The following is a 23,929-nucleotide window of genomic DNA, read 5'->3' as shown; positions in this document are numbered from 1 at the left end:
GTTGCCATGACGCAGCGACGGATGCAGCGCCTTCTGGCGATGGAGCGAGCAAAGCCACAGCTTGTGCACGTCGGCAAGACGCCAGCTGTTGAATAAAGCCCCTCTCCCCGCGGGAGAGGGGTTGGGGTGAGGGTACGTCAACCGACACAACTGAAGCGCAGCCCACCATCTGCGTTGAGCGGCAAGCTAATCACGCCGCTGCGGGCCTATTGCACAGCTAAACACACAGGCACAGGTGCGCAGTCCGCGCGCAGTCACTTGCAGGCCTATGGCAATCCGGTCCTGCGGTGGCCTGCCTCAAAGCAGAGCGCCATCCGCTGCTGCCACCCATCACAAGCCCTCCATGCAGCGTCCCCTTACGCTGGCACCCAAGCCACCATACGAGGCGCACGAGATGAACGAACGCCGCCGCACGGCGCATCGCAGGGCCGTGGCAGCTTGATGGCGTGCTCCAGGCACCGGCTGGCTTGAGGCAATCTCCGCAAGCGGCTAAGGTGCCTGCTCGATTCGGTCCGGTAACGATCTGCGCCATGCGCATGGCGTTGCAGCCACCACCAGCGCCTTCAGGGAGAATGCGATGCGACACCTGCACATCAGGCCCGGTTCTTCAGCGCGCCCATCGCGCGTAGCGGCCTATGCCGGTGACGCATCATGACCACCCCGCCAGTCATCGACAAAGGCCAGGTCGGCCCGGACCATCCCGAGCATCCGGACCATTACCTGTTCGCGCAGATCCGCGAGGCGGTTGCCGTGCTCGATGCCGAATTGAACAAACCCACCGACGCGGCCAGCGAACGCATGACCGCACGCCTGTTGTCGCTGGCCAAGCAGCATGGCTTCGATCAGGTGGACCATGTGGTACTCAGCCGGCATGTCGGCGAAGTGGGCGAGAACGTGTTTCTGGTGCGTGGCGAGTTGTCCGACCCGGCGCACCTGCGTGCGCACATCACCACCCAGGATGCGATGGAGACCTCGGTGGAGGATTCGCTGGCGCAGCTGGAAGAAATCAACCGTCGCCTGATGCTGCGCTTGCCGCCGCGCTGACTCACCCGACCGACGAGTGACCCTGTCGCAAGTCGCTGCGCACGCGGTCTACACAGTGCCAACCGCCGCGATCGGGATTGACCATAACGCCGCAGGTCGCGGCCGTGCCCCCATCTGCAGCTCCGCTGCATGGCATGCCGCGCCTCTGCTTGTCGCAAAAGTTACCGACGCAAGCACTGCGCCGGTGGCCACATGCATTGGCTATCATCGCCCGATGCGCTCCGACTACATCCTCACGCTCTCCTGCCCCGACCGCACCGGTATCGTCTATCGCGTCACCGGCCTGCTGTTCGACCTGGCCTGCAACATCCTCGACGCGCAGCAATTCGGCGACGACGAAAGCGGCCGCTTCTTCCTGCGCGTGCATTTCGACAAGCCGCCCGGCACTGGGATCGCCAGCCTGGAGCAGCGGTTCGCACTGCTCGCCAACGAGTTCCAGATGGCCTGGCAATTGCACGATGCGCGCCGCCGCGCGCGGTTGCTGGTGCTGGTGAGCAAGCAGGGGCACTGTCTCAACGACCTGCTGTTTCGCATGCACAGCCGGCAACTGCCAGTGGACATCGTGGCCGTGGTCTCCAACCATGCCGACTTCGCGCCGCTGGCCGCGTCCTACGGCATCGACTTCCACCACCTGCCGGTCAACCCAGACACCCGTGCTGCGCAGGAAGCCCAGCTGCTTGCGCTGGTCCAGGAGTTGCGCGTGGACCTGGTGGTGCTGGCGCGTTACATGCAGATCCTCTCGCCCGCCCTGTGCCGCGCACTGGCCGGCCGTGCGATCAATATCCACCACAGCTTCCTGCCCAGCTTCAAGGGCGCGCAGCCGTATCACCAGGCGCACGCGCGCGGGGTAAAGATCATCGGCGCCACCGCCCATTACGTTACCGAAGACCTGGACGAAGGCCCGATCATCGAACAGGACACCGCCCGTGTGGACCATGCCATGACCCCGCGCGACCTGGTGCGCGTGGGCAGCGACACCGAATCGCTGGTGCTGGCCCGCGCCGTGCGCCGCCACGTCGAGCATCGCATCGTGCTCAACGGCCACCGCACGGTGGTGTTTCGCTGACGGTGCGGCGTGACAATCTCCGCATAGGCCCATCGATCGGACCCGGCGACCACAGTTGCAAGCGAGTAAAACGAATCAGAGTGCAGCACTAGTGAACTTGCAAGCCCGCAGCGCCTTAAAGTGCGGCTAGCTTGCGATACTAGGAGCAAAAAACAGAAGGCTTCAGCATGAAGAAGAGATGCTTGGCGGCCCTTGCGGCACTTTATCTTTCGGCGTGCACAGAGCCGGATACCACACGATCCGCTGACGTCTACTTCAGGCCATTTGAAGCCACTTCGATCATACGATTGACCGAAGCCTCGATGGTCACTTCAGCCGGTACCCATGCTCACATCACCGAGGGGGCGCGGCTGAAGCGGATACGTTTACTGGTAAGCGCGCCTTGCCAGGCATCGCCGAGGCAGATCAGTGACATGGATCTTCGTGTACTGATCTACTTCAACAGCAGTGCGGGTCGTGTTTCATGGATGGCCTCAAACTTCGATTACTACGACGGATTCACTCGAAAGATTTGCTCCATAAGCCCATCTCTTACGGCCGCTCTATCCAAAGAGTTTGCTGCCATGTAATCAAATCATACGTCGACCACCCGAAACGGTCGGCTTATCCGCGTGGCGGCAGTTTCGTTGAAAACGCGCATCACCGTAAACTTGCCTTGTCAACGGATCTACCAAGGAGATGGCCGGCACAAAAGGCCGACCATCTCCGTATCAATTGCCATCACCTCGCCGCGTTGGAATTCATCACTGCGTTGCGGCTGGCGTCCAGATACTGCGCCGGGTCGCGCATGCCGGTGGTGTGGCACTGGCCGGTGGTGTGGCCGCGATTGACGCCGCCGGGCAGCTGCGCGTTGGCCTGCTCCACGGTGCCGTCTTCCGGGTCGTTCAACACCAGGTCCGAGGCGGCATTGCAGTAGTCGTTGGTGTACCAATTGGTCTTGGCGAACGAGGTGGTGTAGTAGTTGACCTTGGCGCGTGCGTCGGCGGGAATGCCGGCCAGCCAGGCCTTGGCGCCGTCGTAGGTGAGGTCGGTATTGCTGCCGCAGCCAACGCCGAACCACGAACCCACCGCGGCGAGGATGCCGGACAGGTTGGTGCCCTGATACGGCGTGCCCACCGACTGCATCACGCGCCCGCCGCTGGCGTTATCCAGGCCGCTCCAGTAGTAGGTGTACAGGTGGAGCGCGGCCATGCCGCCCTGGCTGTGCGCCACGGTGGAAAACGACGACCACTGGCTGGCGAACTGCGCGATGCGCTGTGCGAACTGGTCGTTGCTGCGGTTCTGCTTGGCGTCCAGGAAGGTGGAGGCGTTGGTGAACTGCGCCTGCGGCCACACGCCGTTGGAGCAATAGCCGTGCACCAGCACCAGTTGCGAGCCGGCCGCCTGCGGCTGTGCCATCGCAGCGGCCAGCGTCGATGGGCGTGGCCCCATGCGCATGCTTTCGTCGATGGCGCCGGTGGCACGCGCGATGCTGGCGCGCCGCAACGCAGGCACTTGCAGCGGCAAGCTGTCGGCCTGCGCCAACGGGATGTAGTAATCGGGGTCTTCGATACGTAGCCCACGCAGCGAGAACGGCGCGCGTGCGCCGGCACGTGCAATCCAACGCTCGTCCAGGCTCAGCGGCAGCTGTCCCTGCTGCGGTGCCAGCATGCCGCCGATCCACGCCACCGGCACGTCGCGGCCCTTGGCATCGGTGCCCCAGACCTGGCCGAACACACGATAGTGCGACGGTGCCTTTCCGCGCGCAGCCACCGGCAATGCAAGCGTGAGCCGGGTGCCATCGGCCGCGCGTGCGCTGAGCGCATTGCCCATCAGGCGCAGGGAGGTATCCAGCACGGGCATCACATGTTCGCTGGTTCGCACGAAGGGTTGCCCCGCCTGATCGCGGCCGCGCACGATGACTTGCGCAATCCAGGTGCCCTCGCGGCCCGGTTGGAAGCTGCCGCCATACACGCCATCGCCGGCCGCGCCATCGTTGTGTGCGCCGTCGTCGGCCATCGGCAGCACGCGCACTGCGCCTTGCGGATCGATCACCCGCAGGCTGGCGGTATTGATCTGCCCGGCTTGACTGGCAAGCAAGGTCGCACCGCGTGCATCGCTGCCGCTGAGCATCGCATTGAGCGTCAGCGATTTGCCTACCAGGTGCTGGCGGTCGCGCGGATACGAGGCCAGTTGCGTACGGGCATCGCCTTCCATCAGCACATAGCCGCGCTGCGTCAGCGGCGAGGCCGATTGCAGCGTCAACGACCAGTTGCCGTTCTGTGCGGCGTCCACCGCGTAGCGCATGCCGGCGGTGCCGTTGTCTGCCGTGCCCAGCACGGTGCGTTGTGCCTGCACCTGCGGCGCGGCGGCGGCGCGTACCCCGGCAACGCGTGGTGCCGCCACGGCGGCGTCCCATGCCTGGTCGCCGGCCAGCACCATGAAGCGCAGCTTGCCATTTTCCACCGGCAGCGTGCCCTGCCAACGCGCGGCGTTACCGGCTGGCGTCAGTTCCACCGGCAACAAGGCGCTCTTTGACAGGATTGCCGACTCGGCCGGATCGGGGGCGCGCATCTGCGCGAATTCCTCGGGCGGGCCGGCCAGTTGTTTGGGTTGCAACTCGGCCGCCGCCAGCGGCATCGACACCAGCGACAGGGCGCACATCACGGACAACAACGAGGGCTTGGGCATGGCGACATCTCTCCTTGGACGTTGCGGATGCGATGCCATCGCGCGCAGCAACGGCATCGGATGCGGCGCCCCCTCGCCGCGATTCGCCAAAGGTTATACATCGCTCGTATGACAAGCCTGCTGTGCGCCGCAACACCCAACGCATGCAGCAAGAAACGTCAGTAATGAATAGTACAGACTGTGATACGAGTCGCGGACATGCCTGGAATTGCGGTTTATTCCATATCGAACGGCCGCGTGGATTGACGTCTAGCTGTGATCTCTCAGTAGGTTGTTCATCCGGGGCCGATCTGGAAGATGGGGGTTACCACACCAACCCAGCCCCCAGGAGCCCCGGATGAACCTGCATAAACATGCCCGTTTGACGCCGCGAGGTCGAGCCTTGCTCGTGCAGCGCATCGTGGAGCACGGCTTGCGCGTGGAAGAGGCCGCGCACGCCAGTGGCGTGAGCGTGCGGACCGCTTACAAATGGCTGGCGCGCTACCGCCTGCTGGGAGAGGACGGCCTGCAGGACCGTTCTTCGCGCCCTCAACACTGTCCGCATGCCACGACGCCGGAACTGGTCGAGCAGATCCTGCAGCAACGCCGACAACGCGCCACCTATTGGCAGATCGCCACCCACCTGAACGTGGGCCACAGCACCATCGCGCGCATCGTGCGCCGTGCCGGCCTGCATCGCCTGGCCGAACTGGAACCCAAGCCCCCTGTCGTGCGCTACCAATACCCCCAGCCTGGCGGCATGTTGCATCTGGACATCAAAAAGCTTGGGCGCTTCCAGCAAGCCGGCCATCGCGTCACGGGGGACCGTACCCAGACCAGCCGAGGCGCTGGATGGGAGTATGTCCATGTCGCCATCGACGATCACTCCCGCGTTGCCTTTACCAGCCTGCATCCAGATGAGTGCGGTGTTAGTGCCTGCCGGGCGTTGATCGCCGCATTGCGCTACTACCGTAGCCTGGGCGTGACCTTCCAGCGGGTGTTGACCGACAACGGCGCCTGCTATCGCTCCAAGGCCTTCGCCCGCACCATCCGGCGCCTCAACCTCAGGCACTACCGCACCCGCCCCTATACCCCACGCACCAACGGCAAGGCAGAACGCTTCATCCAGACGGCATTGCGCGAGTGGGCTTATGCCCACCGCTACGACAACTCCGAGCAACGTGCCGCGCACCTATTGCCCTGGCTCCATCACTACAACTGGCATCGGCCCCATGCCAGTCTCAGAAAACGCCCCCCCATCTCCCGCATCCACATTCCACTGAACAACGTGGTGGGTTTACACATCTAGCACAGCGCCCGGCGTGCGTTCGGCGGCTCTATGGGACTCGCGCCATTTGGCCGACGCGTCTACAGGTCGGTGGAATGCGTGGGGTTGCTCCGGGAGCGGTACTGCTCCACCCATCCGATGGAGCGCGCGATCCCGCCGAACGGAAACAGGTGCAGGCGGACATCGCCATGCGCGTTGCTGAGGCCGGCGGCAAGGCGATCGACAAAGCGGTCCGGCCCTGCCGTTCCAAGCAGCTTGCCGATCGAGGCGCCGTAGCTGGAGAGCATTGCCGCGCTTGCGCCAACACCGCACCTGGCGGCATAGCGGGCGAGTACCGCAACCCCGGCAGGACCAGGCACGCCCACACGCACCGGATGGTCGATGCCACGCGCGCGCAGCGTCTCCAACCACTTCAACACACGATCGGCATCGAACGCGAATTGGGTAACGATCAGCGGCGCCATGCCGCGCTCGGCGATGTTGCGACACTTGCGTTCCAGGACATCCCATTGAGCGCTTGCAGGCAGGGCCGGGTGGCCTTCCGGGTGTCCGGCCACGCCGATGCACTTGATTCCTGCGCGCTCGAAGACGCCTGTCACAATCAGCGACAGGCTGTCCTGGAACGGCCCGATCGAGGTCGACGGATCACCCGCGATCACCAGGCAGCGCTCGACGCCGGCGTCAGCGACGGCGCGCCCGACGATGGCGCGCAAGTCCTCTAGCGAGGCGATGCGCCGCGCCACCAGGTGCGGCATGGGCGCAAAGCCAAGCGCGCGTATCCTGCGTGCGGCCGCCAGGCGCGTCGCGTTGTCCTGGCCGGGCAGGGACGGGATGGCGATGAGGGAGCCGGGCATGATCCGCGCTGCCACTGCGGCCAATGCGTCGATGTCGTTCGCGCCCACTTCCAACGAATAGGCGTCGATGCGTGCGCTTGCAGGTCTGGAGATGTCTGGATGCATCAACGGTTGTGCCGTTCTTCGAAGAGCGGCAGGCTCCGGCACGCGCACGCGGATTGAACGCCGCCGGATAGCGGCCTTGTCATCGCAGCACCAGAGCGCGGCGCAGCAGTCATGCAACCCATCGCGGCGTGGCGGCGAGGCAGGAGATACGGCCTACACCGGGCGATAGCACCCATCAGTTGGCTGCCGGCGGACGGGCGGAGGCGTTTGCTGGCTGGCGTGCCAGTTCGATGAAGGCCCGCACATAGTCGATGCCCAGATCGGCCTCGCGCGCGCCCAGGAAGATCTGCTTGGGGATGCCGCGCGCACCCAGCCGGACCGGCACCACGTCCATCCTCGCCGCATATTCCTCGACCAGCCAGCGCGGCATGGCGGCCACGCCGCGGCCGCTGGCCACCATCTGCATCATGATGTCGGTGGTTTCGATCGCCTTGTGGCGGCGGGGCGTGACACCGGCCGGCAGCAGGAACTGGCTGTAGATATCCAGGCGCTCCAGGTCCACCGGATAGCTGATGAGTACCTCGCGGGTCAGCTGCTGCGGCTTGACGTAGGCGGCCGATGCCAGCGCATGGCCCTTGGCCACGACCAGCACCTGCTCATAGTCGAACACCGGCTCGAACCGCAGCCCGGGCTTGAACAGCGGGTCGGGCGTGACCAGCAGATCGATCTCGTAGCCGAACAACGCGCCAATGCCGCCGAACTGGAACTTCTGCTTCACGTCCACATCCACATCCGGCCACGTGGCCAGATACGGCGACACCAGCTTGAGCAGCCATTGGTAGCAGGGATGGCATTCCATGCCGATGCGCAGCGCGCCGCGCTCGCCCTGCGCAAACTGCTGCAGGCGTTCTTCGGCCAGATCCAGTTGCGGCAGCACCCGGTTCGCCACCGCAAGCAGATATTGCCCGGCCTGGGTCAGCCGCAGGCTGCGCCCCTCGCGCAGCCACACGTCGGTGCCCAGCTGCTGCTCCAGCTTCTTCATGCTGTGGCTCAGCGCGGACTGGGTGAGGTTCAACACGCCTGCAGCGGCCGTCAGCGAGCCTTGCTGCTCGACCTGTTGGACGATGGTGAGGTGGATGCGCTCAAGCATTCAGATGATCCGAATTCATGGATTGGTGAAATAACACCATTTTACTTCATTGGATGCGACCCCTAGCATCGATTGCGTCGTCGTTGGTCCGTGTGTGAACACGCCTGCGCCAGGATCCTCTGGAGCCGGCCTGCATGTCCGGCGGCGATACGCTTCCCCACCGCTCAGGTCTCCGCCCATGACTGCAAACCCGCCACACCCGCTCCGCGTCGTCGCCGTGTCCGGCGGATTGCAACGCCCTTCCAAGGCCGCCGCGTTGGCACAGCACCTGATGTCCCTGATCGGCGACGAGATGGCGTGCGAGCCACAGCTGGTCGAACTCGGGGCGTTGGCACCGCACTTTGCCGGCGCGCTGTGGCGCTCGCAGCTGCATGACACGGTGGAGCAGGCACTTGCCGCCGTGGAGCAGGCCGACGTGCTGGTGGTGGCAACGCCGGTGTATCGCGGTTCGTTCACCGGGCTGTTCAAGCATTTCTTCGACTTCGTCCACCAGGATGCCCTGATCGACGTCCCGGTCTTGCTGGCGGCTACCGGCGGCAGTGAACGCCATGCGTTGGTGATCGACCATCAACTGCGGCCGCTTTTCAGTTTTTTCCAGGCACGTACGTTGCCGCTGGGCGTCTACGCCACCGACCGGGATTTCCTGGACTACCGCGTGCACAACGAAGCACTGGCCGAGCGGGCCAGGCTGGCGGTGCAACGGGCACTGCCGCTGATCGCGTTGACGCGGCAGGCACGCGCCAGCGCCGCCACCGCGGTCGCCGCGGCCTGAGCGCCCTCCGCTTCACGGCTGCGTGCGGGCCACCTGTGCCCGCCGCGACCGGATTGGTTGGGGCATGCCGGCCGATCCAGATGCCAGGCGCGTGCACAGCCGACAACACCCGCCGCGCCGCAGGGCGCGCGTCTCATTCAACGAAACCAGGCGTCAGTCGCAATGACTCAGGACTTCACCTTCACCATCAAGAGCCTCAAGTTTGACGAGGACTACCAACCCTCGGCCACGACGCGCAACACCACCAACTTCGCCAACCTGGCCAGAGGCCAGCGCCGCCAGGAGAATCTGCGCAACACGCTGGCGATGATCAACAACCGCTTCAACGACCTGGCGCATTGGGACAACCCCGCGCGTGACCGCTACGGTGTCGAACTCGAAATCGTCTCCGCCGAGATGCACATCGGCGGCCGTGACGCGGGCGATGCCTTTCCGTTGATCGAGATATTGAAGCCCACCATCGTCGATCGACACACCGGTGCGCGCATCGACGGCATTGCGGGGAACAATTTTTCGTCCTACGTGCGCGACTACGATTTCAGCGTGCTGCTGCCAGCGCACAACCAGGACAGCTCCGGTTTCAACATCCCCGAGGATTTCGGCAGCCTGCACGGCACCCTGTTCAAGCACTTCGTGCACTCGGATGCGTACACCGCGCGCTTCGACAAGCCGCCGGTCATCTGCATCAGCGTCTCCACCAGCAGAACCTATCACCGCACCGGGAACCGGCACCCCATCCTGGGTATCGAATACAGGCAGGATGCGTTTTCGTTGACCGATCAGTATTTCGAAAAGATGGGCCTGACGGTGCGCTATTTCATGCCGCCCAACAGCGTTGCCCCGCTGGCGTTCTACTTCTTCGGCGATTTGCTCGGTGACTACACCAACCTGGAGCTGATCGGCACCATCAGCACGATGGAGACCTTCCAGAAGATCTACCGGCCAGAAATCTACAACGCCAATTCCGCGGCGGGGGCGAGCTATCAGCCAAGCCTGAAGCACCAGGATTATTCGTCCACCCAGATCGTCTACGACCGCGAAGAGCGCAGCCGGCTGGCCGTCACGCAGGGCAGGTTCACCCAGGAGCACTTCATCCAGCCCTACGGCAACCTGCTTGCGCAATGGGCATCCCGCCACGCGTCCTGATCACCCCCCAAGGCAAGACATCACCCATCATGAAAAAGCTGCTCCCCACCTCAACCGCCGGCAGCCTGCCCAAGCCGTCCTGGCTCGCGCAACCGGAAACACTGTGGTCGCCCTGGAAACTGCAGGACGACGCACTGGTGGAAGGCAAGCAGGACGCCTTGCGCCTGTCGCTGCAGGAACAGCAGCACGCCGGCATCGATATCGTCAGCGACGGCGAGCAGACCCGCCAGCATTTCGTCACCACCTTCATCGAACATCTCAGCGGTGTCGATTTTCAAAAGCGCCAGACGGTCAGGATCCGCAATCGCTACGATGCCAGCGTGCCGACCGTCGTCGGTGCAGTCAGCCGCCCCAAATCGGTGTTCGTGGACGATGCCAGATTCCTGCGTGAGCAGACCGTCCAGCCCATCAAGTGGGCGCTGCCCGGTCCCATGACCATGATCGATACGCTGTTTGACGCGCACTACAAGAGCCGCGAAAAGCTGGCCTGGGAATTTGCCAAGATCCTCAATCAGGAAGCCAGGGAACTCGAAGCCGCCGGCGTGGACATCATCCAGTTCGACGAGCCGGCCTTCAATGTCTTCTTCGACGAGGTCAACGACTGGGGCGTTGCGACGCTGGAACGCGCGGTGGAGGGACTCAAATGCGAGACTGCCGTCCATATCTGCTATGGCTACGGCATCAAGGCCAACACCGACTGGAAGCAGACCCTGGGGTCGGAGTGGCGCCAGTACGAAGAGTCGTTCCCCAAGCTGCAGACCTCCAGCATCGACATCATCTCGCTGGAGTGCCACAACTCGCACGTGCCGATCGATCTGATCGAACTGGTCCGCGGCAAGAAGGTGATGGTCGGCGCCATCGATGTGGCAAGCTCCACGATCGAAACCCCGCAAGAGGTGGCAGACACGCTGCGCAAGGCGCTGCGGTTTGTCGACGCCGACAAGCTCTACCCGTCCACCAACTGCGGCATGGCACCGCTTGCGCGTGAGGTCGCACGCGGCAAGCTCAAGGCGCTCAGTGCAGGTGCAAACATCATTCGTGCGGAGCTGTCGGCGCAATAACGCGCCTGTGCCTGCGTAGATCAGGGGCCTGAAGAAAGGGAGAGCGGCGCATTTCATGTGGCGCTCAGCCCGGCGAGGCCCCCGTGGTTGCGGTACGTTTGAGGATGCGCCAGTGGCAGGCGGCGAGCAGCGGCGCCGCTGGGCCACGAAAGCAGGCGGGACCCCGCCCTAGGCGATTACCGCTCGTCGGACAGCAGGCCATGCGGCTTCCATCGCGGCAGCGCTCATGTATGATGACCATCATGAAAAAGACCTCGCCACGCTCTCGCACATTGTCAGGCCGCAAGGCTGACAGCCATGCACGCATCGTCGAAGTCGCTGCACGTGCGATCCGGCGCACCGGCTACGACGGCACCGGCGTGGCCGACATCATGAAAGAGGCCGGGCTGACCCATGGCGGCTTCTATGCGCACTTCGCATCGCGCGATGCATTGTTGGCCGAGGCTGCCGACCACGCGGGCGCGCAGACGGTTGCCAACTCCGCGCAGATCGTGGCTGCAGTGCCGCCGGAGCAGGCGGCGCGGGCGTTGATGCGGGCGTATCTGTCCGATGAGCACGTCAGCAACGTCGAATCCGGCTGTCCGATCGCTGCGCTGGGTTCGGAGATGCCGCGTCAGGCACCGGAAGTGCGCCAGGCGGCAACGCGTCGCATCAAGGAAATGATCGACCTGGCCGCCCGCCAGTCGCCGGACTGGGGAACACCACAAGCGCATGCTCGGGCACTGGTGACAGTCTGCGCCATGACGGGCACCTTGATGCTGGCACGCGCCGTGGACGACCCCGCCCTGTCGGCTGCGATGCGCAAGGCGGCACTCGAACACTTCGGCGCAGCCTGAGCAAAATGCCCGGATCGAGTGCTGTCCAAAAATATTATGTGCGTAATATTTAGACATGCAGATCGCAGTCCGCCGCAGCCGCGGCTTCTCACCATCACCGCGTGCGACGGCAGCACTCACTGGCTTGCCGGAGCCCCAAACCCCGAGAAAGAGGCACCTATGAACAGCAAGATCGCACTCGTGACCGGAGCCTCCTCCGGCATCGGCGAAGCCACCGCCGCCCACCTGGCCAAGGCCGGCTACACCGTCTATGGCACCAGCCGCCGTGGTGGCCGCTCGAGCACGCCCGGCGTGCAGATGCTGTCGCTGGACGTCACCAACGACGAGTCGGTGGCCCTCGCCATCGACGCCGTGCTGCGCAAGCAGGGCCGCCTGGACCTGTTGGTCAACAATGCCGGCTTCAGCGTTGCGCCCGCCGCGGCAGAAGAAAGCTCCATCGCGCAGGCACAGTCGGTGTTCGACACCAATTTCTTCGGCACCGTGCGCATGACCAACGCGGTGATCGGCCAGATGCGCAAGCAAGGCGGTGGACGCATCCTCAACATCGGGTCGGTGCTAGGGTTGGTGCCGATTCCGTATACGGCGCTGTATGTGGCCAGCAAGCATGCGATCGAGGGGTATAGCGAATCGCTGGATCACGAACTGCGCGATTGGGGTATCCGGGTCTCGGTGATCGAGCCGGCGTACACCAGGACGCCATTCGACGCCAATTCGCTGCAGCCGGACGCACCGTTGGAGATCTACCGTGACCTGCGCGCGCATCTGGCCGCACACGTGGCTGACGTGATGCAGAAGGCCGATGCACCGAGCGTCGTAGCCGAGGTCGTTTTGAAGGCAGCGCAGGACCCACGACCGAAGGTGCGCTACACCGCCGGCAAGGTGGCCAGGCAGATGAGCCTGCTGCGTCGCCTGTTGCCCAATCGCATGCTCGGCAATGCGCTGCGCAAGGAACTCAAGCTGGATCAGGTCGCATCGCCAGCTCGCGGCAGCGGCTCGGCTGCTGCAGGAGCACGCGCGTGATGCACTGGACCGATCGCACCGATACCAAGCCTGGGGCACGCGCCTGGCGGGGACACGCATGAAAGCCGTCATGGTCGACCAGTACAAGAAACATGGCCCGGTGCGGATCGGCGACATGCCGATGCCGCAGCTGCGCCCCAACGATGTATTGATCAAGGTCAGCGCCGCCAGCCTGAATCCGCTGGACGCCAAGGTGCGCGATGGCGAATTCAAACTGCTGCTGCCGTTCAAGACCCCGTTCGTGCTGGGAAACGATGTGGCCGGCGTGGTGACGCAGGTCGGCACCGCAGTGCGCGACATCGCGATTGGCGATGCGGTATTCGCCAAGACCGAGCCGGGCCGCATCGGCACTCTGGCCGAGTATGTGGCGATCGATGCGGCGGTGGTGGCGCCCAAACCCGCCAGCCTGAGCATGGAAGAAGCCGCATCGTTTCCGCTGGTCGGTCTGACCGCCTGGCAGGCACTGGTGGAGACCGCTGCGCTCAAGCCCGGGCAGAAGGTGTTGATCCATGCCGGCTCCGGTGGGGTGGGCACCATCGCGATCCAGCTGGCCAAGCATCTGGGAGCGTATGTAGCCGCTACCACCAGCACTGCCAATGTGGAGTTGGTCAGGTCGCTGGACGCCGATCTGGTGATCGACTACAAGCAGCAGGAGTTCCAGACGCTGTTGCGCGACTACGATGTCGTGCTGCACAGCCTGGATACCCCGACGCTCCTCACCTCGCTGCAGGTGCTCAAGCCCGGCGGTGCGCTGATATCGCTGTCCGGCCCGCCGACGCCGGCATTTGCGCAGCAGCTCGGGCTGGCGTTTCCGCTCAGGCTGGCGATGCGTCTGCTCAGCCGTCAGGTGCGTGCGCAGGCCAGAAAGCGCCAGGTGTCCTACACCTTCCTGTTCATGCGCGGCAATGGCGCGCAGCTGCGCACGTTGGCGGCATTGCTCGACAGCGGTGCGCTTCGTCCAGTGATCGACTCGGTGTATCCGCTTGCGTGCGCGCAAGATGCGCTTGCGCACGTGGATACCGGCCGCGCCAAGGGCAAGGTCGTGGTCACCTTGGCGTAGTGGCGGGGCCTTGCGGTGCGGCATCGGAGACAGGGTTTTGGAAGTGTGTCGGCAAACATGACGACATGGACATGGACATGGACATGGACATCGATGACGGCGTAGGCATTCATCCACGCCGTGTGCGTCTTCGCTGCACGCGCGTCGTGCCTGCGTGTTGCGCCCTGGTCGCCAGGCGAGCCACTTCTGCAGCAATGCGCGCCAAAGGCCGTCACCTCAGCGGTCTGCTTGGGCAACAGCTGCCGATGCACACGCAGCGACGCCGGGTTGCTTTCGGATAGCACGTCAGCCGCGCAACACTCCAGTACAGCTTGTCGCCCTTCGCGCAGTGCAGTACGGATGACGCGTGCCAGACGCAATACGCAACATGCGCAGCAACCCCCATCTGACGGTTGCTGCGGGCGTCATGTCGTACAAGCAACCGTGCTACGGTGCCGTCGCCCATGCCCAAGTTGCGTCCAGTCTTGCAATGAGGTCGAAGCTCAGCGGCAGCTTCGCCATGCAGCCCTGTTGCGTGGCGACTGCCGGCAAAGACCGCAGCCGATGGCCGGCGCGGTCGTCCTGTCAGCGGGGGTTTAGAGCGGCTAACAAGACGTAGCGAGCGGTCGTCAGGTGGGTGCGGACGGCGCGGAGGAACCGCAGTGTACGAGTGGTACATGCCGCACCGAGCACCGACCGCGCCCGCCTGGCGGCCGCGCAGTAGGTTTGCTAGCTGCTCTTATTCCGCCCAGGGTTGCAGCACCACCTTGCCCGTAGTCTGACGGCTTTCCAACAGGCGATGCGCTTGGACGGCCTGCGACAACGGCAATACGGTGCCGATCTGCAGCGCGAGTTTGCCACCCATGATGAACCCCATGATCTCGCCCAGCGTGGATTGCATCAGCTGTGGAAGCGCCATGTAGCCGCCGATATAGAAGCTGGTGACGGTGTGGTTCTTCAACGTGAGTTGCCAGGGGTCCAGCAAGGTGTTCTCACCGCTGGACTGACCCAGGAACACCATGCGGCCGAACGGAGCCAATGCGCGCAGGGCTTCGGTCACGCTATCGCCACCGGCGCTTTCCAGGACGACATCCACGCCGCGGCCCTCCGTGAGTGCCAGCACCTGGTCGGCCCAGCCTGGCGCCGTGTAGTCCACCGACGCATCGGCGCCCAGGCGCTCGGCGAGTGCGCGCTTTTCCGGGGTGCTGGCGGCGGCAATCACCTTGCCGGCGCCGTAGAGCTTTGCGAGTTGCACCGCGAAAGAGCCCACACCGCCGGCCGCCGCTTCGATCAACACCGTCTCGCCCGACGCAAGCCGCGCGGCTTGCCGTAGCGCAACGCCTGCAGTGAGCCCGTGCGCGACCACGGCGGCGGCCTGTATCGCGCTGACGCCCGGCGGCAACGGCATCACCAGCGCAGCGGGAAAGGCGATGTACTGCGCATAGCCGCCTACGCCCGGCGTGGCCAGCACCGCCATGCCGACTTCCAGCCCGGTGACGCCCTCGCCGAGGGCGTCGATCGTACCGGCCACCTCGATCCCGGGGGTGTACGGCAGTGGAGACGACTCGATGTAATCGCCGCGCCGGCGCATGACGTCGGCAAAGTTCAGGCCGACCGCTTCGATCTTGATCAGCACTTCGCCCTTGCCGGGCTGCGGCTGCGCAATCTCTTCATAGACCAGCACATTGGCGTCGCCGTGCTGGTGAAACCGTACTGCCTTCATGATGCATGCTCGCTGTGTCAGGAGGCCGGCTGGCCGGAGCCGCCTGCCGCAATCGGGGATCGGCAGGCGATGCTGTCCCGGGCGCAAGGCTGTACAGCCGATCGTCGAGGGACGCATCACAAGGTATATTCTGTAAACCTGATGTCAATCAGACACCAGTTGTCCACTAGGTATCCCACGAGACACTTGCAATGAATACAGCGATGCAACCCGCCTTCAAATTCGACTGCCCGGGCCGTGAAACCTTGGAGCAACTTGCGGACAAATGGTCGGTGATGGTGCTGGCCTGCCTGCTGGTGATGCCGCTGCGCTTCAACGCCATCAAGCGCAATCTCGAAGGCGTGTCGCAGAAGGCGTTGACCCAATGCCTGCGTCGGCTTGAGCGCAACGGCATCATTGCGCGCACGGTGATCGTGCGTTCGCCAATCGCGGTGGAATACCGCATCACTCCGCTCGGTCTGCGGTTGAAGGAGCCGATTCAGTTGTTATGCGCCTGGACGCTCGACAATCAGCATGCCATCGCACAGGCGCGGGAAGCATTCGACCGCGAAGCGGCGTAGGCGCCGATGTGGCGGTAGGCAGCATGGCATGCCTGTGGCGGTATGCAGCTCAGGCATGGACAGTGTCGCTGCGATGCCAGATGGCAGGCATCGAAATGCGTGGCGATGCATCCACACGTGCGAGGACCTGGCAGGCGAGGACAACCGCAACGCAAGACGCGCCGTACAACGCGTCTTGCGCCTGTAGCTGACACGCTGTGCGTTATGGAACGGTTCCTTTTTGCGGCAGCAATCGACCGCGATGCATGCACTCCACGCGCAGCGAGTGTCGACAGCACAGCGAGACGATGACAGGCCACAACACGAACGCCCCGCCTGAGCGGGGCGTTTGCGGTATCGGCACGGCAGCGTTGCCTCATGCCGATGCTTGCATCGCGCGCGCGACGCAGGCCACGTGACGTGGCTCAGTAATTGACCTGCAGCTGCAGCCGCAGCAGATCGCCTTCCACCACCGGATAGGGCGCAGTGGTGACATCGGTGCGCTTCATCTTCGCGTAGGCGAACACCAACTCCAGCGCATCCATCGGCTGCCATTCGACGCCGGCTTCCACTTCGTCCAGGCGCATGCGCGGCGCGTTGGTGTCGAACTTGGAGCCGCCGCGGTAGGTCTGCCATTTCAGATACGGAAGCAGGGTGCCGTAGTTGAAGTCGTGCTTGAACATCGCCTGCACATAGCCGCCGCTCAGCGAACGGGTACGGATGCGACGTTGCGCCACATCCAGCTCCGGGCCGCGGCCCACCGTCCATTCGGCCTGCAGGCCGAACGGTTGCGGGTAGTAGATGACGTGCGCGGCCACGCGCTGGTCGGTGTAGCCGTTGGGGTCGGTGATGGCCGGGGTGAAGCTGCGTCCACCGATGTTCACTGCCGCCGCGGTTGGCACGAAGCGCCCGCTGTAGGCGTCGGCGCCCACTTCCAGATACTGCCCGTTGGCGAACTTGAACGGGTAGGTGGCGTGCACCACCGCATGCATGCTGTCGTTGCGCTCGGCGCGATTGGCGCCCTGGCCGTTGTAGACGCCCGCGCCGATCACACCGTAGTCGCCCGAACCCTTCAGGCCGGACTTGACCAAGTCCTGGAAGCGGCCCTTGGCCACGGTGGGGCTGTAGTAGAACACCGCGCCGATATCGCGTTCGTCGCGCAGGCCGGAATTGAGCGCGTCGGCACGGTCCAGGGTGAGGCGGTTCTGGCTGGACTGCAGGTTTTCCCAGCCGTACGGCATTTTCGACTGGCCCACGCGCACGCGGTATTCGCGCTTCTTGTCGAAGAAGATGTCGGCGTAGGCATCGCGCAGCTGCGCGAAGTTGGAGGTGGTCGAGCCGGAGGGCGTGCTGGCAAAGTCGGGCTGGAAATACAGCGACACGTGATCATTGAGATCGCCGCTCAGCACCAGGCGTGCACGCCGGATGCCCAGGCTCTGGTCGTTGCCGATGAAGCGGTCGCCCGGCGCGCGCAGGTCCTGCGCATCGCCACCGATGCCCTGGTTGTAACGGATCTGGGTGTAGCCACGCAGGCTGAGCTTGTCGTACCACTTCTTGCCGGCGTCGGCCGACTTGGCCGGTACGGGCGCCGGTGCTGCAGCGGGAGCAGGAGCGGTCTGCGCGATGGCGGTATCGGCCGGCGTTGTGGCACCCGGCGCCGGTGGCAGCGGCTGGGCGGGCGCGGCGGGCATTGCCGACACCGGCAGCTTGCCGTTTTCGTCCACCTGCACGAACTTGCCCAGCTTGTCGCGGCCCGGCGCCGGCTCGGCGAAGATCTGCTTGGTCTTGCGGTCGACGTACAGCTCCAGCTCGGCGGCCAGCGTACTGCCGCTGGCAGTCGCGCTGAGGGCGCACAGGACGGTGGCGAGATTGCGTTTTTTCATGGATCCGGCTCGTATAAGGGAAATCGAGGGCGGTGGAGCGGTCAGGCCGGTGCGCCAGCGGGCTGCAGACACGGCAGTGGACCCTCTACCCAGATGCCTGGTCGTCCCTGACGGCGCGGCAATGGCAGTAGTTATATTTAGATTTGATGTCAGTTTGGTGACAGGCCCAGCGCATCCCTTGGGGCGCTTGTGTCACCAGCGTGTCCGTGCGGTGTCAGTTATGCGACCAGCGCAAGACGCGCCGTCCGCTCCAGCCGGACCGGCAGCGTGCGGGAACAGTGCCGCCATCGGGGCGGGGAGGTCACAGCCTGTGGCGGTCGCGCCGCATAGCGTTCCGTACTGCATCCCTGAGCGGCAGGGCCGGGAACGACAGGGGGCAGCCGCAAGGCTTCCTGACACCGGCACGCCTCGCCGATCGGTCGCACCCGGCTACCGGCTCTCCACAGGGCCGCCACTGGGGCGGGGCGCGTCGCTCAAGCGACGGCCCGCGTCGTCATCACGCGGATTGGGGGCCGCCGCCGGCTGGGCGACTACAGGTCAGGGACTGGCGGGCCATTAGTCAGAGATGCTGCCGCAAGCAGGTCGGCATTTGCTTGCAGTCACCGGCCACGCGCGATCGCGCAGCGCAGCGCTCATCCCGGCGGCCAACGGCCAAGGCTGCCGGCCGCCGGTTACCTGCAGCGTACTTACCGAGCCGCCAGCGCCGCCGCCACCGTCTCGCGCAATGGCGTGGTCGGGCGCCCGATCAGCCGGCTCAGCGTATGGCTGTCATCGAACAGGCTACCGCCGCGCGACGATGCCGAGCACTGCGCCAGTACCTGCGCGAACCCGGCCGGCACGCCCACCTGCACCAGCGCCGCGGCGTAGTCGGCCTCGGGAAGGTCGTGATAGACCACCGGCTTGCCCGACTGCCGCGACACCTCTGCCGCGTACTCGGCCATGGTGAAGGCGGTATCGCCTGCCAGTTCATAGACCTGCCCGGCTTGCGGTGCGTCCGACGCCAGCACTGCCGCCGCCGCCGCCGCATAGTCCGCGCGCGCGGCAGCACTGATCCTGCCCTCGCCGGAGCTGCCCATCGCGCCGCCGTGTTCCACCTCGGCCGCAATCGCGCCGGTGTAGTTCTCGGTGTACCAGCCATTGCGCAGCAGCACATGCGGCACGCCGCTGTCGCGCAGCAGGGCTTCGGTGGCCACATGTTCTTCGGCCAGCGACAGCGTGCTGGTATCGGCATGCAGGATGCTGGTGTAGGCGAGCAGCTCGACCCCGGCGCGCTTGGCCGCTTCGATCGCATTTCGATGCTGCGGCACGCGTGCGCCAACGGCATTGGACGACACCAGCAGCACTCGACCGACACCGGCAAAGGCCTGATCCAGGCTGTGCGGGTCGGCGTAGTCGGCCTGACGCACCGTGATGTCGCGTTTTGCGAACCCGGCGAGTGACGCAGTATCACGGGCCGTTGCTACGATGCGGTTGGCAGGCACGTGCTCTAGCAACGCGTCGACGACCAGCGCGCCCAGTTGCCCGCTGGCGCCGGTGACAAGGATCAGGGGGGAAGCATGTGCCATGGTGCGCTCCAATAGGTTTAGAGAAGAGGTTTGGTCTAGTATTTAGACCTTGTGGTCCGCGAGCCTATTGTCAGGACCGCCCGGTCCTTCGCAAGGAGGCAGTTTTACTCCCCCTGGTTACCGTGAGATACCCCGTGAATGCGATTGCCCTGTTCCCGCCACCGCCTTCCCTGGAAGGTCCCTTCGATGCCACCAAATGCCCGGTGCGCGATGTGCTGGACCAGATCGGCGACAAGTGGACCTTGCTGATCCTGTTGACGCTGATCCCCGGCCCCTCCCGCTTCAGCGCCATCCAGCGCGCCGTGCCGGACATCTCCAAGCGGATGCTGACCCAGACCCTGCGTAACCTCGAGCGCAACGGCATGATCACCCGCAAGGTCTACGCCACCAAGCCGCCCAGCGTGGAATACGCGATGTCCAAGCTCGGCGTCGCCCTGCTGGGCCCGGTGTCGCAGCTGCTCAACTGGGCCGGCGAAAACCATGCCGCAATCCGTGCTGCCCGCGAGCGTTTCGATCGCGCCCAGCAGCCGGTGACCGCACTGGATGCCGACGAGGCGATGGCCTGAGGGCTGAGCCTGGCGATTGCGCGTCGCGTCGCGGCCAAGTATCGCGCTTTGACGCTGCCGCCAAGCGCCTGCTCGGTTCGGGCATCACGCCCGTAGAGCAGGCAACACTATGCGACCGGGTAGGAGGTCTGGCTTCAAGCCAGCGCATTGCGCAAGGTAGCCAACGGTATTGCATAGGTGCGACACCGTTGCACCTGCGGCGGCCGATGCTTCCCGCGTCTTGGCAGCGTGAGTGCGATGGTGGCGGTGACCCTGCTACCCAGCTGTTGCGCTATCGCAGGTCCGGATTGCGCCAGTGCATCCAGCACCAACCCATCGCCGAAGCGAACAAGTAACAGACCAGTGCGCCTTCAAGCCAGCGTTCGCCGACCATATGTGCGCCAAGCGCCCCCACCACGAAGCCAGCCAGCGACAGACCGGCTACCTTGCGTTGCTCGATCAGCCGTCTGGCCTGCTTGGCACGTTGGACGCGCCGTGCTTCCTGCTCCGCAACGTCCTGCAGGGTTACCGCACGGGCAATTGCCTCAGCATTGAAACGATCCATCGTCTAACGATCTCTCAAGGACGTAGCGCGGCATGTCACGAAGTCGGTGCTTGCTGCGGTATCAACCTGCAGTTGCAGGCATGCACCCTGTTGCGCATTCAAGCACGACATCCCGAATCGGGAAAGATGATTCGTCGCCACGGGCTCCAGCGTATGGCAAGCCCCCGGCAACGTGGCGTGCTGGACGCGCAAGGCCGACAAGATCCCCGGATGACGCCTCTGTAATGACCCACTGATTTCCTGCTCAGGTGTTACTTTCCCCGAAGGAGACACCGATGAGCGAAGTGATGGAAGAAGAGATCAAGCGCTGGACCGCCCGGCGCAAGTCAGCGCTGGTGCTTGAGATCATCCAGAGCAAGACGACGGTAGCAGCGGCCAGCCGGCAGTTCGACCTGACCCCGGCTGAGATCGAGAACTGGGTTGAGGAGGGCAAGCGAGGCATGAAGAACGCCCTACGGGCGAAGCCCGAGGACGTGCGCGAGCAGTACGAGCGGCAGCTGAAGGACTTGCAGGAGGCCTACGGCGAGGCGATGTTGGAGATCCGCGCCCGAAAAAAGCTGGCCTCCCTGCTGGGAAAGGACGAGAGCTGATGCTCTCGGTCCAGCAGGGCCTGAAGGACGAAGGTGTTTCGGTTCCGATGACCAAGTTGTGCCAATGGTTCGGTGTGGCACGTCGCACGACGTACTACAAGCCGACCAGATCGCCAGCCAAAGTGAAGCCGGAGCTGGCCGAACCGATCAAGAAGATGATCGAGACGGAGCCGAGTTTCGGCTATCGCACGGTCGCTGCGCTGCTTGGTATGAACAAAAACACGGTGCAGCGGATCTTCCAGCTGAAGGGCTGGCAGGTGCGCAAGCGTGCCCTTGGCCAGCGCCCGCGCATTGAAGCCAAGGTCTCCCGCGCCGAGAAGCCGGATCAACGCTGGGCCACTGATCTGTGTCGCGTTTGGGGCGGCAAGGACGGCTGGCTGAGTCTGGCGCTGGTGATCGACTGCAGCACGCGGCAACTGCTCGGCTGGCACCTGTCACGGACCGGTAAAGCCAGCACGGCATCTGCCGCACTGGAGCAGGCGCTCATCACACGCTACGGCACGCTGGGCCGAGTGCAGGAGCCATTTCTGCTTCGCTCAGACAATGGTCTGGTGTTCACCAGCCGCGACTACACCCGACTGGTTCGCAGCTATGGGCTGATGCAGGAGTTCATCACCCCGCATTGCCCACAGCAGAACGGGATGGTGGAGCGTGTGATCCGGACCTTGAAGGAACAGTGCGTGCACCGACATCGCTTTGAGAGCCACACACACGCGCTGCGAGTGATTGCTGACTGGATCGCCTTCTACAACCAACAGCGCCCTCACCAGGCGCTGAAGATGATGACCCCGGATGCGGCCTATGCCGCTACATTAACTGCATGACCTGAGCAGAAACCGATGGGTCATTACACCTCAACCCGGCCGTCGATCGATGGATCAAGAGCGACCGACGACTTCAGGCCACCGATTGCTCATACGCCTGCGCCAGGAACGGCCTCATGGCGTCAAGCTCGTCCAGCGACCGCAGCTTCGCGACCACGGTGAAACGCGTTCCGTCCGACACCCGCTTGATGAAGAGCGCGTGGTCCGTCGGGCCATCCAGGTGGATGGCCAGCCGTAGGGCATCGCGCATCACGATCACATCCGCAAACACGCGGCGACTGCGCAGCAGCACATAGCGCTCCCGTGCCACACGCTCGACCGGTCCAAGGGTCGTTACGAAGTGATCGAGTGCGGCGTAGAGTTCGACCAGCACGGCTGGCCGATCGCGCAAGACACTTTCCGAATCGCCGGTGCCACAGACGTGACGCTGCCCCTTGCGCGTGAACTGTCGACTGCATGCCGGGCATATCCACATGTCTGTCATAAGGACCTAGCCTTGTGGGTCGAACCGAGAACTTCCTGGCCAGTTGCCCAGCCATCGGGGCTGCGCATGGTTGATACCTCGACACTCTCTGGCATGTCCAGAACACGCTTGCATCGCAAGGCCATCCTCACTCCCGATGGCGCTCAGCTTGCCACGAACGGCGGCATGAATCCGGCCCATGGCATTGACGCTGTCTGCAGAGAGCATGGGCTCGCTCATGCGGCCACTCTTACTGCATCGTGACGCGTTCCTGCCGCCAGGGTGAGCGACAGCCCTCGAAGTGGCAGACAGACTCGCCGCCATACGCCAGATATCCCACCTCGCGTTAGACAGGCTCGGCAACGTATCGCAGCAGTGTGGAACCCTCGAAGTCATTCCCATAGTACTCGTTCGGCCGCAACCCTGGGTTCGCCTCGAAATCGATGTAGGGCCGGGAGCAATGTGGGCAACGAAAGGGGTTGAGGTAGGCGTAGCTGGACCCGTCCGGTGCCAGGGGCAGTGCCTGTTCCAGCGCGGCAAGCGCTTGCGCATCGGGCTCGGACAACGCCGCCGGGCTGCCAGGCAGATGGCTGTCGACGGTGATGGTGTAGCTGCCGGAACCGGAATAAAAGTAACCCGCCTCGCTAAAGCCGCTGTGGTAGGAGCGGATCATGAAAGAACCCTTGCAACGCTCGCACGCGCAGGAAAGCAGCACGTTGCCATTGGTGACCATTCCGCTGAAGTGCAGTCCCCTGGTGAACAGCCCCTGCTGGCAAGGACCGAGTTGGAAATGTCCGCACCGGGCAGGAAGAACGGCTGAAACATGATCCCCGATGCATTGCCGGCGACAAACGCATCTGGGTCGAGCTGCTCGGTCTGGGAAATCACGCAGTCCGTCTGGCAGCCAAGATCGGCATGGACCCGAATGAAAAAATGAAACCACCCCGACACGGCACCAAGTGCATGCCGGCGCACCTCGCCTGTCGAGTCGATAAACTCCAGGGCGCTACCGGCTTCCAGCCAAACAGATGCTTGATCTCGCATGGAAGATCGCTCTGGCTGATGTGGCCTGCGCTTTCTTGTCGCGCGGACTGATCGCACATGGGGCCGGTTGTGCAACTGCACTCATACACACTCCTGTGAACTATCAATGGTTGCTACGCCTGCGCAAAGCCACGTCAGCGAGCGCCATACGCCCACGCGACCCGGCAGGTGATACCACCAAACGTGTCCGGCGTTGCTACCCGTGGTTGAGCTCTATC

Annotated in this window: 23 protein-coding genes and 1 other RNA gene; 13 read left to right on the top strand and 11 right to left on the bottom strand. The window is 64.2% G+C overall.

Annotated features, from left to right (window positions below; all coding sequences use genetic code 11):
* The first annotated feature begins 651 nt into the window (after positions 1–651).
* Positions 652–1,044, top strand: coding sequence for an XVIPCD domain-containing protein (locus ACCQ05_RS20015; protein WP_228963413.1), 393 nt, complete (start codon positions 652–654; stop codon positions 1,042–1,044).
* Between the two features lie 214 nt (positions 1,045–1,258).
* Positions 1,259–2,110 carry a formyltetrahydrofolate deformylase gene (gene purU / locus ACCQ05_RS20010; protein ID WP_372392235.1) on the top strand — a complete coding sequence of 284 codons (852 nt, stop codon included), beginning with the start codon at positions 1,259–1,261 and terminating at the stop codon, positions 2,108–2,110.
* Positions 2,111–2,830: 720 nt separating this feature from the next.
* Here purU and ACCQ05_RS20005 read toward each other — a convergent pair.
* Positions 2,831–4,780: a choice-of-anchor X domain-containing protein gene (locus ACCQ05_RS20005; RefSeq protein WP_372392234.1), complete on the bottom strand. Its 1,950-nt coding sequence runs from the start codon at positions 4,778–4,780 to the stop codon at positions 2,831–2,833.
* Between the two features lie 337 nt (positions 4,781–5,117).
* Here ACCQ05_RS20005 and ACCQ05_RS20000 point away from each other — a divergent pair, with 337 nt between their 5' ends.
* Positions 5,118–6,068 carry an IS481 family transposase gene (locus tag ACCQ05_RS20000; protein ID WP_506191530.1) on the top strand — a complete coding sequence of 317 codons (951 nt, stop codon included), beginning with the start codon at positions 5,118–5,120 and terminating at the stop codon, positions 6,066–6,068.
* A gap of 59 nt (positions 6,069–6,127) precedes the next feature.
* Here the strand turns inward: ACCQ05_RS20000 and ACCQ05_RS19995 are convergent, their stop codons facing one another.
* Complete coding sequence (locus tag ACCQ05_RS19995) at positions 6,128–7,006, bottom strand: methylenetetrahydrofolate reductase (RefSeq protein ID WP_372392232.1); 879 nt, start codon at positions 7,004–7,006, stop codon at positions 6,128–6,130.
* A 175-nt stretch (positions 7,007–7,181) separates the two neighbouring features.
* Entirely contained in the window at positions 7,182–8,096 is a 915-nt protein-coding gene (locus ACCQ05_RS19990; protein ID WP_372392231.1) for a LysR family transcriptional regulator, read from the bottom strand.
* Between the two features lie 178 nt (positions 8,097–8,274).
* On the opposite strand from ACCQ05_RS19990, the gene msuE reads away from it, so the two are divergent.
* The 6 genes from msuE (at position 8,275) to ACCQ05_RS19960 (ending at position 13,991) form a co-directional block, all read left to right on the top strand.
* Positions 8,275–8,868: an FMN reductase gene (msuE, locus tag ACCQ05_RS19985; protein WP_372392230.1), complete on the top strand. Its 594-nt coding sequence runs from the start codon at positions 8,275–8,277 to the stop codon at positions 8,866–8,868.
* Positions 8,869–9,030: 162 nt separating this feature from the next.
* Positions 9,031–10,014 carry a DUF1852 domain-containing protein gene (locus ACCQ05_RS19980; RefSeq protein WP_228964941.1) on the top strand — a complete coding sequence of 328 codons (984 nt, stop codon included), beginning with the start codon at positions 9,031–9,033 and terminating at the stop codon, positions 10,012–10,014.
* Between the two features lie 29 nt (positions 10,015–10,043).
* Positions 10,044–11,075, top strand: a complete 1,032-nt coding sequence (locus tag ACCQ05_RS19975) for a methionine synthase (RefSeq protein WP_372392228.1) — start codon at positions 10,044–10,046, stop codon at positions 11,073–11,075.
* Between the two features lie 104 nt (positions 11,076–11,179).
* The gene (locus tag ACCQ05_RS19970) at positions 11,180–11,911 is read left to right on the top strand and encodes a TetR/AcrR family transcriptional regulator (RefSeq protein ID WP_372392227.1); all 732 of its coding nucleotides are present in this window, start codon (positions 11,180–11,182) and stop codon (positions 11,909–11,911) included.
* Positions 11,912–12,070: 159 nt separating this feature from the next.
* Entirely contained in the window at positions 12,071–12,931 is an 861-nt protein-coding gene (locus ACCQ05_RS19965; RefSeq protein ID WP_228964938.1) for an oxidoreductase, read from the top strand.
* 58 nt (positions 12,932–12,989) lie between these two features.
* Positions 12,990–13,991, top strand: a complete 1,002-nt coding sequence (locus ACCQ05_RS19960) for an NADP-dependent oxidoreductase (protein ID WP_228964937.1) — start codon at positions 12,990–12,992, stop codon at positions 13,989–13,991.
* 582 nt (positions 13,992–14,573) lie between these two features.
* Here ACCQ05_RS19960 and ACCQ05_RS19955 read toward each other — a convergent pair.
* Both ACCQ05_RS19955 and ACCQ05_RS19950 read right to left on the bottom strand, forming a co-directional pair.
* Positions 14,574–14,649: non-coding RNA, sX9 sRNA (locus ACCQ05_RS19955), on the bottom strand.
* A 60-nt stretch (positions 14,650–14,709) separates the two neighbouring features.
* Entirely contained in the window at positions 14,710–15,693 is a 984-nt protein-coding gene (locus tag ACCQ05_RS19950) for a quinone oxidoreductase family protein (RefSeq protein ID WP_372392225.1), read from the bottom strand.
* Positions 15,694–15,884: 191 nt separating this feature from the next.
* Here ACCQ05_RS19950 and ACCQ05_RS19945 point away from each other — a divergent pair, with 191 nt between their 5' ends.
* Entirely contained in the window at positions 15,885–16,253 is a 369-nt protein-coding gene (locus ACCQ05_RS19945; RefSeq protein WP_228962280.1) for a winged helix-turn-helix transcriptional regulator, read from the top strand.
* Positions 16,254–16,657: 404 nt separating this feature from the next.
* On the opposite strand, the gene ACCQ05_RS19940 is transcribed toward ACCQ05_RS19945, so the two are convergent.
* Positions 16,658–18,115, bottom strand: coding sequence for an OprO/OprP family phosphate-selective porin (locus tag ACCQ05_RS19940; RefSeq protein ID WP_228962279.1), 1,458 nt, complete (start codon positions 18,113–18,115; stop codon positions 16,658–16,660).
* Between the two features lie 686 nt (positions 18,116–18,801).
* The gene (locus ACCQ05_RS19935) at positions 18,802–19,680 is read right to left on the bottom strand and encodes an SDR family oxidoreductase (RefSeq protein WP_104543118.1); all 879 of its coding nucleotides are present in this window, start codon (positions 19,678–19,680) and stop codon (positions 18,802–18,804) included.
* A gap of 134 nt (positions 19,681–19,814) precedes the next feature.
* Here ACCQ05_RS19935 and ACCQ05_RS19930 point away from each other — a divergent pair, with 134 nt between their 5' ends.
* A complete protein-coding gene (locus tag ACCQ05_RS19930; RefSeq protein ID WP_228962278.1) occupies positions 19,815–20,246 on the top strand; it encodes a winged helix-turn-helix transcriptional regulator in 432 nt (143 codons plus the stop codon).
* A 271-nt stretch (positions 20,247–20,517) separates the two neighbouring features.
* Here the strand turns inward: ACCQ05_RS19930 and ACCQ05_RS19925 are convergent, their stop codons facing one another.
* Positions 20,518–20,790 (bottom strand): protein kinase family protein, encoded by a 273-nt coding sequence (locus tag ACCQ05_RS19925; protein ID WP_228962277.1) that lies wholly within the window; start codon positions 20,788–20,790, stop codon positions 20,518–20,520.
* Positions 20,791–21,065: 275 nt separating this feature from the next.
* Between ACCQ05_RS19925 and ACCQ05_RS19920 the strand changes: the two genes are divergently transcribed.
* The gene (locus tag ACCQ05_RS19920; RefSeq protein WP_372390370.1) at positions 21,066–21,380 is read left to right on the top strand and encodes a DUF1153 domain-containing protein; all 315 of its coding nucleotides are present in this window, start codon (positions 21,066–21,068) and stop codon (positions 21,378–21,380) included.
* Positions 21,380–22,204, top strand: a complete 825-nt coding sequence (locus ACCQ05_RS19915; protein ID WP_228964733.1) for an IS3 family transposase — start codon at positions 21,380–21,382, stop codon at positions 22,202–22,204. Before ACCQ05_RS19920 ends, ACCQ05_RS19915 begins: the two co-directional genes overlap by 1 nt.
* Before the next feature lie 73 nt (positions 22,205–22,277).
* On the opposite strand, the gene ACCQ05_RS19910 is transcribed toward ACCQ05_RS19915, so the two are convergent.
* From ACCQ05_RS19910 to ACCQ05_RS19900, 3 genes are all read right to left on the bottom strand, one after another.
* Positions 22,278–22,577 (bottom strand): DUF5655 domain-containing protein, encoded by a 300-nt coding sequence (locus ACCQ05_RS19910; protein ID WP_228962276.1) that lies wholly within the window; start codon positions 22,575–22,577, stop codon positions 22,278–22,280.
* 436 nt (positions 22,578–23,013) lie between these two features.
* On the bottom strand, positions 23,014–23,340 hold the full coding sequence (locus ACCQ05_RS19905; protein WP_372392224.1) for a hypothetical protein: 327 nt from the start codon (positions 23,338–23,340) through the stop codon (positions 23,014–23,016).
* The gene (locus tag ACCQ05_RS19900; protein ID WP_372392223.1) at positions 23,337–23,711 is read right to left on the bottom strand and encodes a hypothetical protein; all 375 of its coding nucleotides are present in this window, start codon (positions 23,709–23,711) and stop codon (positions 23,337–23,339) included. The genes ACCQ05_RS19905 and ACCQ05_RS19900 overlap by 4 nt, the downstream gene beginning before the upstream one ends.
* Positions 23,712–23,929 lie beyond the last annotated feature (218 nt).

The organism is Xanthomonas sp. NCPPB 3582 (assembly GCF_041475735.2).
GTDB lineage: Bacteria > Pseudomonadota > Gammaproteobacteria > Xanthomonadales > Xanthomonadaceae > Xanthomonas > Xanthomonas codiaei.
This window is presented reverse-complemented; position numbering and strand designations above follow the sequence as displayed.

Excerpts from the sequence above, each read along its gene's own strand:
- ACCQ05_RS20000 (WP_506191530.1), top strand. The coding sequence starts at position 5,118 with ATGAACCTGCATAAACATGCCCGTTTGACGCCGCGAGGTCGAGCCTTG.
- ACCQ05_RS19965 (WP_228964938.1), top strand. The coding sequence starts at position 12,071 with ATGAACAGCAAGATCGCACTCGTGACCGGAGCCTCCTCCGGCATCGGC.
- ACCQ05_RS19970 (WP_372392227.1), top strand. The coding sequence starts at position 11,180 with ATGCGCCAGTGGCAGGCGGCGAGCAGCGGCGCCGCTGGGCCACGAAAG.
- ACCQ05_RS19980 (WP_228964941.1), top strand. The coding sequence starts at position 9,031 with ATGACTCAGGACTTCACCTTCACCATCAAGAGCCTCAAGTTTGACGAG.
- ACCQ05_RS19915 (WP_228964733.1), top strand. The coding sequence starts at position 21,380 with ATGCTCTCGGTCCAGCAGGGCCTGAAGGACGAAGGTGTTTCGGTTCCG.
- ACCQ05_RS19920 (WP_372390370.1), top strand. The coding sequence starts at position 21,066 with ATGAGCGAAGTGATGGAAGAAGAGATCAAGCGCTGGACCGCCCGGCGC.
- ACCQ05_RS19950 (WP_372392225.1), bottom strand. The coding sequence starts at position 15,693 with ATGAAGGCAGTACGGTTTCACCAGCACGGCGACGCCAATGTGCTGGTC.
- ACCQ05_RS19945 (WP_228962280.1), top strand. The coding sequence starts at position 15,885 with ATGAATACAGCGATGCAACCCGCCTTCAAATTCGACTGCCCGGGCCGT.
- ACCQ05_RS19940 (WP_228962279.1), bottom strand. The coding sequence starts at position 18,115 with ATGAAAAAACGCAATCTCGCCACCGTCCTGTGCGCCCTCAGCGCGACT.
- ACCQ05_RS19925 (WP_228962277.1), bottom strand. The coding sequence starts at position 20,790 with ATGGATCGTTTCAATGCTGAGGCAATTGCCCGTGCGGTAACCCTGCAG.
- ACCQ05_RS19975 (WP_372392228.1), top strand. The coding sequence starts at position 10,044 with ATGAAAAAGCTGCTCCCCACCTCAACCGCCGGCAGCCTGCCCAAGCCG.
- ACCQ05_RS19995 (WP_372392232.1), bottom strand. The coding sequence starts at position 7,006 with ATGCATCCAGACATCTCCAGACCTGCAAGCGCACGCATCGACGCCTAT.
- ACCQ05_RS19905 (WP_372392224.1), bottom strand. The coding sequence starts at position 23,340 with ATGATCCGCTCCTACCACAGCGGCTTTAGCGAGGCGGGTTACTTTTAT.
- ACCQ05_RS20015 (WP_228963413.1), top strand. The coding sequence starts at position 652 with ATGACCACCCCGCCAGTCATCGACAAAGGCCAGGTCGGCCCGGACCAT.
- ACCQ05_RS19990 (WP_372392231.1), bottom strand. The coding sequence starts at position 8,096 with ATGCTTGAGCGCATCCACCTCACCATCGTCCAACAGGTCGAGCAGCAA.
- ACCQ05_RS19935 (WP_104543118.1), bottom strand. The coding sequence starts at position 19,680 with ATGGCACATGCTTCCCCCCTGATCCTTGTCACCGGCGCCAGCGGGCAA.
- ACCQ05_RS19900 (WP_372392223.1), bottom strand. The coding sequence starts at position 23,711 with ATGCGAGATCAAGCATCTGTTTGGCTGGAAGCCGGTAGCGCCCTGGAG.
- purU (WP_372392235.1), top strand. The coding sequence starts at position 1,259 with ATGCGCTCCGACTACATCCTCACGCTCTCCTGCCCCGACCGCACCGGT.
- ACCQ05_RS20005 (WP_372392234.1), bottom strand. The coding sequence starts at position 4,780 with ATGCCCAAGCCCTCGTTGTTGTCCGTGATGTGCGCCCTGTCGCTGGTG.
- ACCQ05_RS19960 (WP_228964937.1), top strand. The coding sequence starts at position 12,990 with ATGAAAGCCGTCATGGTCGACCAGTACAAGAAACATGGCCCGGTGCGG.
- msuE (WP_372392230.1), top strand. The coding sequence starts at position 8,275 with ATGACTGCAAACCCGCCACACCCGCTCCGCGTCGTCGCCGTGTCCGGC.